Source organism: Umbribacter vaginalis, from assembly GCA_001552935.1.
Lineage (GTDB): Bacteria > Actinomycetota > Coriobacteriia > Coriobacteriales > Eggerthellaceae > Berryella > Berryella vaginalis.
Genome location: KQ959705.1, coordinates 265,484 through 276,190 on the forward strand (window position 1 = coordinate 265,484; position 10,707 = coordinate 276,190).

Below are 10,707 nucleotides of genomic sequence, written 5' to 3' on the forward strand. Positions count from 1 at the left end.
CCCGTACGTGGTAGTGAGTGTTGCACTAACTAGATTAGAGATTCATAAATCTTTTCGACATTGTCTTTCATGATTTCAACATAGCCATTCATCTTCGCACCTTGCTCTTCGCTGACGTATTCCATCGAAGCCAAGGGAACTGCCTTACCGCCCACTTCATTGGCAACCGCTTCAGCGTCTTTGGGATTTGCGCCCAGTTCGTAGAATACGGTTGTTGTGTGGTGTTCATGGCAAAAGTCAACGGCTTTACGAATAGTTTTAAGCGCTGGCGACTCGGTTGAGGTAAGCCCTTGCAAAGGGAAGTGCTTGATGTTCAAATCGCGGCACAAATACGAGTACGCGTTGTGCGTTACCACAAATTCGCGACGCTTGAGCGGGGCAAACTTGTCGTGGTACTTGGCGCCCATAGCCGTAATGCGCGCCACAACATCCACTTTGTTCGAATAGTAATCCGATTGCATATCAGGATACATTTGAACAAGTTTGTCGTAAATGTGGTTGCAATACAGCTTCGCGTTGTTAAACGACAGCCATGAGTGAGGGTCGTAGGTAATTTTATCGGTACCCGACGACGAACCTTCCATAAGCTGTGTATGAGGAATTTCATCGCCGCCATCGTTGGTAACCAGGCGATACGAAAGCAAGTTTGCGCTTTTACGGTCTGACAGCAGCACCCAGTCGTCGCCTTCAGGTAGCGTAAAGCCAATATAGCCACTCTCATGACCCATTTCAAGCGCGTACACTTTCTCAGCTTCTACTTGAATGGTGGTATGCTGAGGAACCGTTTTACCTTTTTGCGACATAATTTTGCGTCCGCGCTGCGTAGTTTTTTCCAGCGGATCGGTTTTCGGAACGCGGAAAAACGCTACACGCATGATGTCTTGGTGCGTATGCCCGAACTCAAATCCGTACGTTCCCGGCTGAACATTCAGGCGTGCAATATATTGAAATTCCCCCATAGCAGCAGCTCCTCGATAGGTTATGAGGTCGATGCCATCGGATAATTTCAAAATAGGAAGCTTAGGAACGTTTTCTTGTACTTGATCGAGCCAGTGCTCCATGTTTGCACCGTTTACCACCAGCAAATCGGCTTCCTGCAGTTCACGAAGCGCTTTTGGCGTTGGCGCCCACAGGTGCGGGTCTTTGTTGGTTGGCATAAATGCGCGCAGGTCAACGGTGTCGCGTGCTACTTCTCGTACCAGGTCGTACACGGGGTAAAACGATGCATAAATTAAAGGCTTTTCGCCTTTAGCACGACGTCCGCTGCATGAGGTTGTGGCCGCAGCACCTGCCGCGCACAACGCGCCACCAGCGCACATCGTGAAAAATTTTCTTCTTGAATAAGTAGTCATACATCCGCCTTTATACAAAGAAGGGCCGCGAACGACCCTTCTCCCTTGTAGAAAAGATTACCAAATCGAGGTTATTCTTTGATTTCGTCTTCAATTTGAGCAAGCGTTGAATCGGGCTTCACGAAGGTTGGGAACCACTTGTCCTTCTTCAGCAATTCATCGGCGTTTGTACCGTAGCGCATATGGAAGTGTACGAGCTCTTCTTCACCATGAACAGGCATCATAAGAAGAACAGGATATTTTGCGTCAGCCTCTTTAGCCTTAAATACATCCCACTCAAGTTGATGTCCGCCGTGCATAACCTTTTTGCTGTCTACGCACTCATAGGTAGCTTTGGTTACCGTCTTAGCTCCATCTTTTGCAAATCCATCAAGGAATTCAATGGTGTTGCCTTTAATTCGAAGGCCGTTAAATTCGCACTTACGACGCTCTTCGAGTTCCTTTTTAATTGCTTCAGGGGTTGATTTCTTGTCTTTTGCTGCTTCTTCATACGCCTTTTGGACTTCAGGCTTGTCGAGATACTTGTGGAAACCATTCCACTCACCAGCCCACTTTTCCAAAGTGATCTTTTTCGCTGCTGGAGCATCAGCTTTCTTCTCTACCTGAGCAGCAGGAGCCTTTTGAGCAGGTTGTTCTGCCTGTTTAGGCTCTGAGTGTCCTGCGCAGCCGCCGAGAGCAATTGCCAAAGCAAATGCTGCACCAACGCCAAGCACCTTCTTAAATCCCGTCATGGAATCCTCCTTCGTTGAGCTAATAGAAATATTAGCTTTGGATAACTTGCATTGAATAATGTAGCGTATTCAAAGCAATATAGCTCAAATTCATAAATTCTTAACAATTGCTTAAACGTATGGTAAATAAGCTTTATAAAAATGTTTGGTGAACTTATTGCGTGTGACCTTGGAGAACGGGTGGTGCGCTTATGTTGACGGTGTGGGCAGTGTTGGCAGTTTCAGGCTTGGCTGTGCGACTCAGTGCGCTTGTGGCTTCGCGTTCGTGCTGTTTGCGTGGCTGTGTTCCTCAACAAGAGATGCGCGTTCTGGTAGCTTCGTGTTCCTTTCTTTCGTACAATTCCTTCGTTTGCAGGGAGAACTTGCTGGTAGTGCTTCGGTGGGGCTTGTAGGTATAAAAAGAAGGGCCTCAAAAGCGACCCTTCTTTTCGGTACACGGCTGTTAAAGCAAGTTTAGCCTGCAATTTCGCCTTGAATTTGGCTCATGGTTGAGTCGGGCTTAATGAACGCTGGGAACCATCTTTCCTGCTTCATCATGTCATCGATGCTGCTGCCATAGCGCATGTGGAAGTGCATAAGGCCTTCTTCACCATGAATAGGCATCAAGAACAGGATAGGATATTTTGCATTTGACTCTTTTGCCTTAAAGATATCCCATTCATACGTATGTCCGCCATAGCTAAACTTTTTGTTCTCGCTGAACTCATAGGTTGCTTTGCTTATTGTTTTGGCGTTGTCTTTCGGGAAACCATCAAGGAACTCAACGGTGTTGCCCTTAATGCGAAGACCGTTAAATTCGCACTTACGGCGCTCCATAAGGTCTTTTTTGAACGCTTCTGGCGTCATGTTCTTTTTCTTGGCGCCCTGTTCAAACGATTGTTTCAATTCAGGCTTGTCGAGATACTTATGAATACCGTTCCACTCACCAGCCCACTTATCCAATGAAACTTTTTGCGCTGGAGCTTCAGCTTTTTTCTGTACCTGAGCAGCAGGGGCCTTCTGAGCAGGCTGTTCAGCCTTTTTCGGCTCTGAGTGTCCCGCGCAGCCACCGAGCGCAACAGCCAATGCAAATGCGGCTCCAATGCCCAGCACCTTTTTTAGTCCCGTCATGGGTTCCTCCTTTGTTCAGCCAATATCGAGGATATTAGCTAACGATAACTTAATTTATAGTTATATCGTATTTGAACGTATTTGACGGATGATTGACATAATTCACACTTTTTTAACAATCGTAACATTTTTATGGTGGAGTGCGATGGGACACACAAAAAAGCGCCCGTGCGCAATGCACAGACGCTTTTTACATATTACGCTTACGAGCTAACGAGCAGATTTCCTTGACCTCTCGCGAGAATCTCGCCACCCTCTGGGAAACCTGTTAGTTTTGTTAGCTTTCGTACAGCGTTGATGCTGCTTCGTTTAGCTTAGTCAAGTGATTGTGAAAGCATCCAAATAGCTTTGCTGTAATCGCCGATAAGATCGTCCATCTTCGTAGAAACAAGGAAGTTTCCAGCGTTGTCGGCTTCTTCCTTTACGCCTTTAGCGCTTTCAAGCAGATATTTGAAGTCGGCAAGTACTTCGCTCCATACTACCGGAGCACCTACAAACTCGCTTGGAGCTTCTTTAATCTTGCTGTGAGCAGTAAACTGGCTGATGGTTGAAACAGGTTTCAGGTTGCACATAAGCATCGCTTCAGCAACTTCATCAACGTGACCGTTCACCATATCGTAATATTCTTCAAGTTTAGCGTGTGCTACGAAGAATGTATGGCCTTTCACATACCAGTGAAAATTTTGCAGCTTGTGATAAAAAACTACAAGGTCAGATAAAAGTTCGTTCATTTTTGTTTCCATGATTAAGCCTTCCTAACGGATTTGTTTTACCTTATGTTTGTAAGTATAAAGCTTGTTACATTGAAAAAATAGTATTATATTAGCTAATCTTAGTACGATATTGTAAAAGCACTATTTTATTGCATACAATTTATTAGGAAGGTACGCATGGAACAAACAACTACGTGCATAAGCTCGAAAACGCTGCCGTTGAGTATTGAATATGCCACCACTGGCTACGCGCACGACAAAGATGAGCTGGCGCATATGCATGACTGCCTGGAAATTTCGTGTGTGCTTCAAGGTTCACTGTATTGCTCTGTCAATGATGACCGCTTTCTGCTTGAACAGGGCGATTTGTGTTTTATCAACCACGGTCAGCTGCACCGCGCAACGCATGCTCCAACGCTTCAATCGAAGCGCGTTACGCTTATCGTAAGTCCGAACGTGCTGACGCGAAATTCATATGTGTTAGAACATTTTGTAAAGCCATTGCTTGATAATCGTACGTTTTCGCATGTGAAAATTTCGCAGTCAAATAATATCGCTACGGAAGTTCGCACGCTCATCGAGCGTATTGATGCGCTTGAGCATGAACAAGAGCCGGGTTGCGAGCTTGAAGAAATTGCGCTGGTGCATATGATTTTCCGCTATATGTATGCTGCATATTGTGCAGTTGCTCATACAAACGTGAGCTATGACGAAAACATTGGCTTACAACTAGCGATGACAACGTATATTTATGAGCATTTTTCCGAGCATGTTACGCTTGAGCATATTGCGCAGGCGGGGAGTGTGAGCAAGTCGAAGTGCGCGCGCTTGTTCCAAAAGTATGCACACACAACGCCCATTGATTTTTTGAACACGTATCGTCTTGAGCAAAGCACTGCGCTCTTGGCGTCTACCAATGAGGCGGTGTCACGCATCGCAGCACAGTGTGGGTTTAATCAGCAAAGTTACTTCAATCGGCTATTTTTGCGTGCGTATAATTGCACGCCGAAGGAGTATCGCACGCGTGTTCAGCACGGGCAGCGCAGCTAGCGCGGGTAGGTGCCGTTTACGCGTATGTGGTGCACGTGGGACGCGTGACTGTGCGAGCATGACGTGCCTGGGCATGTGAACGCAGGGGCACGTGGAACACGTGAGACGCGTGTGGCGTTCCAACAACCCGCGCGGGTAGGGCGCGTATGGGCATGTGGGTGCAGGGTGCGCACGTGCGCTGCGGCCCGTTCGCGTATGTGGCGCACGCCACGCTCAGACGGTGTTGCAGCAAGCGCGCGTGCTGTTCCTACTTCTTCTTCTTGCTGCCATAGCGGCGCCACGCATACAATCCGCCTGCAACAATAACCACAACAACAAGACCTGCAACAAAAGCCGCAATCATGTTTCTATTATGCATAGCTTGCGCATCGCTGGCATGAGCATCGTTTGCAGCTTGCGTGCTGCGCGTGGAGCTTTGTGCGTTTCCGTTTGTTGCGGCACTGTTGCCGTTTTGCGTTGAGCTGTTGTTAAGCGCGGTGGTGTTGTTACTGCCTGCTTGCGCGTTCGCGTCGGTATTCGATTGCGCGTTTGTGCCGTTTGCCAAGGAATTATGCGCGTTGTGCGCTGTGTACGGAGCCCGAGCACCTTGGTATGCGCTATTTCTGCCGGAGGCACCTGATGATGAACTGCCGCCATTGCCCGTTCCGTTTTCGCCACCAGCACCATTGGTGTTCTTGTGAATGTCGCCACCCGTGCCCGTGCCGTTGCCCGAGTCGCCGTTCGTGTCGTTATCGTTCGTGGTAGACGAGTTGTTGTGAGACGGATTCGTAGTATCGTTATTGTTTGGATTGTTGTTCGTACCGCCATCGTTGCCATCAGGCGAATTGCCTGGTTTGTGCAGAGGGTTAAGCGTTGGAAGCGGCGAGTTGTCTACTGACGTTTCCTTCGTGCCAACTAATTCTACCTGGTCAACAGCGTCAATATGCTTACCACGAACCGATTCAATGGTACCTGTTAAGCCTTTGTTGGCGTCAACTTCGTAGGTGGTAATTTTTGTGTCTGACCCGTCTTTGCCAGGCATTTGTACGCGCGTTGTACCTTTTGGAAGCGTTGGATCGTTTTTCGTTATTGTTTTGAACTTAACAGGCGTTGTTTCGGTTTTGACGTTGCCAACTTTGGTTAAGCCGTTTCCTTCAATGCGTACGGTGCCGTTCGCATACGTTTTCTTTACTGCCTTTGGCTGTGGTTGGCTTTCAACTTTTGTTTGCGTATACGCAAGCGATGAATCTGCTTCGTATTTCATTGTACCCGCACCAAGATCCTCTACTGTTGGTACATTGAGATCTAACCATATACGTGCGGAGTAGTTGCCATCAAGTCCGTTAATGTTGGGTTTATCTCGAAATGTAAGATCTATTGTACGGTTATAAGCGCAATAAGGAAGCCGCTCGCTTAGAATGAATTTGTTGCCTTCATAGTGGCCTTTAACTTGTATATTACGCTTTGATTTATCATCATATCTTTGTGGTTGACCGAGCGTTATACCATCGAGTGACTTAAGTGGTAATATCGTTTCTACCTGCTCGGAATCAACAGATACATATTGATGACCAAGGTCAAGCTTTTGCAAATGTGGCAAGTTTATGTCTTTAAATATGCTTGGATCAATAAGACAGTTATAGCGCATATCAAGTTCTTCAAGGGCCGTAAGATTTTTGATAACCTGAAAATCTTGTGCGCCATTATGTGTAGTAATACCTGACATAGTAAGCTTTTTCAGCTTTGTTAAATTTTGTAGTGCAGAGAGTCCATCTTTTACAAGAGAAAAATCGTCATCACTGATATCAAGTTCGGTAAGATTTGTTAGCTCATTCAACGTTGAAAGATCTTTGAATACGTATTTGTCGCCATCGTCGGCATCGTTATCGTCGGCATCATCATCGTCGGCATCGTAATCATAATTATCTTTAACATTGTTGTTCATGTAAAGAAGTTCTAGCTTTCTTGAGTTCTTCAGTGGTGATATGTCATAAACTGCATTGCCATTAATATCAAGTTCACGTAAATTCTTTAAGTTACTGAGCGCAGACAAGCTGGTAATGTGGTTGTCTTCCATATAAAGATCTTTTAAATTTGTCATATCTTTCAGCGGAGATAGATTAAGCTTAACATCTGATTGGTTGTTTACCTCATGCATAATAAGTGTTTCAAGACTCGTTAAGTTACTGAGCGCAGACAAGTCGGTAATTGGATTTTTTGAAATAGTAAGCCATTTCAGATTTGTTAAAGCTTTCAGTGGTGTGATGTCTGAAATCGAACATTCATAAATAAAAAGCTTTTTAAGATTTGTTAATTTGCTCAGTGTAGATACTTGCAAGTTAGGATTGTCTGAAAGATCAAGTGTCGTGAGGTTCTTTACCTTAGCTAGTGCGGATGCATCTTTAATACTACTGTAACTGAGATCAAGATCTGTTATATTCGTTAAGTCTTTCAGCGTAGATAAGTCTAGTTCAGGATTCTGCCAAAGATGAAGTTTAGTGAGGTTCTTTACCTTAGCTAGTGCGGAGGCATCTTTAATTTTAGCGCGATAGAGGAAAAGATCTTTTAGATTCACTAATCCTTCCAGCGTAGATAAGTCTAGTTTAGAATTATCTGAAAGATTAAGTGTCGTGAGGTTCTTTAAGCTTGCTAGTGCAGATGCATCTTTGATTCTATTGTCGCAAAGATTAAGTGTAGTGAGGTTCGTTAAGCTTGCTAGTGCAGATGCATCTTTGATTATATTGCCGCAAAGATCAAGTGTCGTGAGGTTCTTTAAGCTTGCTAGTGCTGATGCATTTTTAATATTACTGTCACTGAGATCAAGATCTTTTAGATTCGGTAAGTCTTTCAACGTAGATAAGTCTAGTTTAAAATTCTGCGAAAGATCAAGTGTCGTGAGGTTCTTTAAGCTTGCTAGTGCAGATGCATCTTTGATTATATTGCCGCAAAGATCAAGTGTCGTGAGGTTCTTTAAGCTTTTTAAAGCTGAAATATCTGTGATGGAATTAACTCTGAGATTAAGTTTTTGGAGCTTCGTTAATCCTTGCAATGGCAAAATATTGCTGAAGTAATTGCCGCTGAGATTAAGATTTGTTAGGTTCGTGAAGTGTTCCATCCCTGATAAATTATTTATACGATCATTGGAACTATTAGGGCGTTCTAAATTCGCTTCTGTGAGCTTTAAGGCTTCAGCCGTTGTAATGTCTGTTGCATTTTCTTTAATGAGCTTTTTTGCTTTCATGACGCTTAGCAATCGAGCTTTCAAAATTGGATCTTTGAAATCGATCTGTTTATCCTCGTGAGTGTTTGCCCCAGTATCATGCGCCGCGGTAACAAGGTGTGTTGCACCAGATGCTGTACCTGATACCGCACGAAGTGCCTGTGCTGGCGATGCTGCAGGTGTTTGTACAGATGGTGTGGCAGGTTTTACTGCAGGTGGGTTAGTAGGTTTCTGTGCAGCCTTTGCGGTCGATGAGGATGCAGGGCTTGCGTATGCCTGTTGCGGCGCCGATGCCGCAACAGCTCCCATGGCTGTTGTGCACATTCCTACGCTTAACATTACCGACAAAACGGCATTTGTTTTATTGCTTTGCTTCATGAGGAATTCTCCCATACCATATTCATGAGGCGTATTTGTCAATTAAAGTAGGGATTTATAGACAATCCTTGCATGGCAAAAATGCCCTGATTAAATAACTATAACGGAGAAAAATTATAATACAGAGCTTTTTTACTTACAATAGAGCGTACCCTATAAATCCCTTGATTAATTTATAATATTCACAAAAGAATTTATACAGCGACCAGGGCGTCGTACGTCACTGCTCTAACCGCTCGCGCATTGTCCTTGCGCCGCGCTGGCGCAGATGGATGGCGTGCTGCCTTCCACGTATACTGGCGTTTCACTGGCGACGCACTGGCGCAGATGCGTTGCTGCGTTCCCAGTGTGTATTCGTACCATTTTTGTGACGTGCACTCGCACCGTTCCTGTGACACGCACTGTTCCGATCGCTGCACTGCACCAGTGCCCGTACGACCGTTGCACCAACGCCGCACCACCGCACCACCAACATCGCACCAACAGCGTGCCGCCGCACCACACGAACAATATTTCTCGTGGTAGCACGCTGTTCTTTGTATATGTCTACCTCAAAAAGTGCTGCTCGTTCGCACAGAAAACACCTGCGCGCGATACTTCAAGAAAAAAGTTTGGAAAAGTACTTGCAAAGCAAATTCCATTGTGTATAATTCCTAGCTATAAATTCTTTGACGAGAATACGACGTTTCGATTACTGTGTTACAGCGAGTCGGGTATGGTGAAAGCCGACAGAGCAAGTGCGAATCGTTATCATCTCTGAGAAGCGAGACTGAAAGCTCATCTGGGGTCGCATAGTTCTTCCTAGGATGAATCGCGAACAGCACAGCAAGTAAGGATCGCCGGGATTCCCCGTTAGGAAAAGCGCATGTTGGTGCGTAAAGTGTCGTTCACACCGTATTTACTATTGACGGCTCGTGAGCGGAATAAGGGTGGTACCGCGGATAATGTTTATTCGTCCCTCGTAATCCAGTTCAGATTACGAGGGATTTTTTATTGCCTTGCGTTTATGTGCGCAAACGTAGTAAAAAATCCCAAACTTGTTTCGTTGCAAAGGGCTACGAACAATATCGTAAAGAAAGGGTGTGTTATGAAAACACTGCGTGTGCTCGGAAAAGGAAGTAAAGTATTAGCGAATTTTTCGTCCATTTTCGTTATTGCTATTGCCGTAGCCACTTTGCTTGTTCCCTCGCTTATGAGCTGGGTAAACACACGTTTGTTTACCGACTTTTTGGGGAACGGATTTTCGTGGCAGTCGCTTATCATCGGCTTTATCATGTTTTGCATGGGTCTGACGCTTTCAAAAAACGACTTCAAAGTACTTGCTCAAAGGCCGTTTGACATCTGTGTTGGTGCCGTTGCACAGTATTTGATTATGCCGCTTTCGGCGTTCGCACTGTGCAAAGCGCTACATTTGCCTGATGCGCTTGCTATTGGTTTGATGCTGGTAGGTTGTTGCCCGGGCGGTGTTTCGTCGAACATCATGAGTTATTTGTGCAGGGGAGACGTTGCGTTTTCGGTTGGAATGACTACGGTTTCAACCTTGCTTGCGCCTTTCGTAACGCCGTTTTTGATGACGCTTATGGCAAGCGGCATCAGCATCCAACTAAAACCCGTTCCTATGTTTTTGTCAATCATCGAAACAGTTATCGTGCCTGTTGTTGTGGGCTTTTTGATCAATTTCAAGTACGAGAACAACAAAACGTATCAAGAAGTGCGCGCGTGTATGCCAGGTGTTGCTGTTGTGGGTTTGGCGTGCGTTGTTGGTGGCGTTACCGCATCACAAGGTCATGCGTTTGTGGCATCGGGTGCCTTTGTGTTCCTGGCAGTGTTTTTGCACAACGCGGTGGGCTATGTGCTTGGATACAGTGCTGGCGTGCTTACGCGCATGTCACGTGCCAAAAAACGCACCGTGTCGCTTGAGGTTGGCATGCAGAACGCGGGGCTTGCAACCACGATGGCAACCAGCAATCCGCAGCTATCGCTGTTGCCTGAAGCTGCTGTTATCTGCGCTGTTTCATGCGTGTGGCACTCCATCTCGGGAACATTGCTTGCGGGTGCGTTTGCGCAGTGGGATGAGTATCAACAGCGCCGTGCTGCGAAAAAAGTTCCTGTTGAAAAGGACGTTCCTACAGTAGTGTAGCGTCGCGCGTGTGTTAGCGGATGGTGGCTATTTA

7 protein-coding genes are annotated in these 10,707 nt (G+C 45.8%); 2 read left to right on the forward strand and 5 right to left on the reverse strand.

The genetic code is table 11. The features are described from left to right. Positions 1-29 precede the first annotated feature (29 nt). The 4 genes from HMPREF3190_RS05860 to HMPREF3190_RS05880 form a co-directional block, all read right to left on the reverse strand. On the reverse strand, positions 30-1,352 hold the full coding sequence (locus HMPREF3190_RS05860; protein ID WP_082715196.1) for a metal ABC transporter solute-binding protein, Zn/Mn family: 1,323 nt from the start codon (positions 1,350-1,352) through the stop codon (positions 30-32). 71 nt (positions 1,353-1,423) lie between these two features. Then, positions 1,424-2,083 (reverse strand): ZinT/AdcA family metal-binding protein, encoded by a 660-nt coding sequence (locus HMPREF3190_RS05865; RefSeq protein ID WP_066781266.1) that lies wholly within the window; start codon positions 2,081-2,083, stop codon positions 1,424-1,426. A 453-nt stretch (positions 2,084-2,536) separates the two neighbouring features. Further along, on the reverse strand, positions 2,537-3,193 hold the full coding sequence (locus HMPREF3190_RS05875; protein WP_066781269.1) for a ZinT/AdcA family metal-binding protein: 657 nt from the start codon (positions 3,191-3,193) through the stop codon (positions 2,537-2,539). 314 nt (positions 3,194-3,507) lie between these two features. After that, positions 3,508-3,924: a Dps family protein gene (locus tag HMPREF3190_RS05880; protein ID WP_449674309.1), complete on the reverse strand. Its 417-nt coding sequence runs from the start codon at positions 3,922-3,924 to the stop codon at positions 3,508-3,510. A gap of 159 nt (positions 3,925-4,083) precedes the next feature. On the opposite strand from HMPREF3190_RS05880, the gene HMPREF3190_RS05885 reads away from it, so the two are divergent. Beyond that, positions 4,084-4,956: an AraC family transcriptional regulator gene (locus tag HMPREF3190_RS05885; RefSeq protein WP_066781273.1), complete on the forward strand. Its 873-nt coding sequence runs from the start codon at positions 4,084-4,086 to the stop codon at positions 4,954-4,956. A gap of 247 nt (positions 4,957-5,203) precedes the next feature. Here the strand turns inward: HMPREF3190_RS05885 and HMPREF3190_RS05895 are convergent, their stop codons facing one another. After that, positions 5,204-8,533 carry a leucine-rich repeat domain-containing protein gene (locus HMPREF3190_RS05895; RefSeq protein WP_066781278.1) on the reverse strand — a complete coding sequence of 1,110 codons (3,330 nt, stop codon included), beginning with the start codon at positions 8,531-8,533 and terminating at the stop codon, positions 5,204-5,206. A 1,087-nt stretch (positions 8,534-9,620) separates the two neighbouring features. On the opposite strand from HMPREF3190_RS05895, the gene HMPREF3190_RS05905 reads away from it, so the two are divergent. After that, positions 9,621-10,673, forward strand: coding sequence for a bile acid:sodium symporter family protein (locus HMPREF3190_RS05905; RefSeq protein ID WP_449674305.1), 1,053 nt, complete (start codon positions 9,621-9,623; stop codon positions 10,671-10,673). Positions 10,674-10,707: the final 34 nt, after the last annotated feature.

What these genes read in the sequence shown, in the direction of transcription:
- HMPREF3190_RS05875 (WP_066781269.1), bottom strand. Translation starts at nt 3,193, where the DNA reads ATGACGGGACTAAAAAAGGTGCTGGGCATTGGAGCCGCATTTGCATTG.
- HMPREF3190_RS05905 (WP_449674305.1), top strand. Translation starts at nt 9,621, where the DNA reads ATGAAAACACTGCGTGTGCTCGGAAAAGGAAGTAAAGTATTAGCGAAT.
- HMPREF3190_RS05880 (WP_449674309.1), bottom strand. Translation starts at nt 3,924, where the DNA reads ATGAACGAACTTTTATCTGACCTTGTAGTTTTTTATCACAAGCTGCAA.
- HMPREF3190_RS05860 (WP_082715196.1), bottom strand. Translation starts at nt 1,352, where the DNA reads ATGACTACTTATTCAAGAAGAAAATTTTTCACGATGTGCGCTGGTGGC.
- HMPREF3190_RS05865 (WP_066781266.1), bottom strand. Translation starts at nt 2,083, where the DNA reads ATGACGGGATTTAAGAAGGTGCTTGGCGTTGGTGCAGCATTTGCTTTG.
- HMPREF3190_RS05885 (WP_066781273.1), top strand. Translation starts at nt 4,084, where the DNA reads ATGGAACAAACAACTACGTGCATAAGCTCGAAAACGCTGCCGTTGAGT.
- HMPREF3190_RS05895 (WP_066781278.1), bottom strand. Translation starts at nt 8,533, where the DNA reads ATGAAGCAAAGCAATAAAACAAATGCCGTTTTGTCGGTAATGTTAAGC.